The 1,148-nt window shown below is 59.6% G+C and carries 1 protein-coding gene; it reads right to left on the reverse strand.

The features are described from left to right. Positions 1-1,148, reverse strand: a 1,148-nt coding sequence (hmgA, locus tag ACR0I8_RS22060) for a homogentisate 1,2-dioxygenase (RefSeq protein ID WP_480703659.1), incomplete at both ends; no start/stop codon positions are given.

Genomic DNA, 1,148 nt, shown 5'->3' on the forward strand with positions numbered 1-1,148 from the left:
TCCTGCAAGGGGGCCTCGGTTGCGGCGAAGGCGGTCAGATGCTGTGGGAAGCGGGTTTCGAACATGAAGGACATGGTGTGATCCAGCTTGTCCGGCCCCAGATTGGCGTTTGAGGCTTTTTCGAACGCTTCGCGATCCGGACCATGCGGGATCATCATGTTGTGCAGGCTCATGCCGCCCGGAACAAAGCCCTGAGGTTTGGCGTCATACTGGCCGTAGATATTGCCCATCAGCTCGGACATGATGTTCTTGTGGTACCATGGCGGGCGGAAGGTGTCTTCGGCCACCATCCAACGCTCGCGGAACAGGACGAAGTCGATATTGGCTGTACCTGGCTGGCCCGAAGGCGCTGTCAGGACGGTAAAAATCGATGGATCCGGGTGGTCGAACAAGATTGCGCCGACCGGGCAATAGGTGCGAAGGTCATATTTGTAGGGCGCATAGTTGCCGTGCCAGGCCACCACGTCCAGCGGGCTATGACCGATCTGAGTGACGTGGAACTGCCCGCACCATTTGATCGTCACGGTCGAAGGCACCTCTCGGTCCTCGAATGCCGCGACAGGTGCTTTGAAGTCGCGCGGATTGGCCATGCAATTGGCACCGATCGGTCCGCGGCCCGGCAGTTCGAATTTCTGCCCGTAATTCTCACAGACAAATCCGCGCGCCGGACCTTCCAGCACTTCAACACGGTAGAGCAACCCGCGCGGCAGGATCGCGATTTCCTGTGGCTCCAGATCAATGATCCCCAGCTCGGTCACAAAGCGCAGGCGGCCGTCTTGTGGCACCACCAGCAGCTCGGAATCGGCCGAGAAGAAATAGTCATCCACCATCGACTCGGTGACCAGATAGACATGGCTGGCCATGCCGACCTGCGTGTTCACATCCCCTGCCGTCGTCATGCTGCGCATTCCGGTCAGCCAGGTCAAAGGGGCGTCAGAATGCGGAACCGGGTCCCAGCGATACTGGCCCAGACTGATCACATCCGGGTCGATACAGGGCGCGGACTTCCAGTAGGGCAGGTCGATTTTCTCATAGCGATGCGAATGCTTGACTGACGGGCGAATGCGATAGCACCACGTCCGCTCGGGCGGGTTGGCGGTGAATGCTGTGCCGCTGAGCTGTTCGCCATAGAGGCCATAGTTGCAGCG

It is taken from the genome of Ruegeria sp. BG9, from assembly GCF_056538305.1.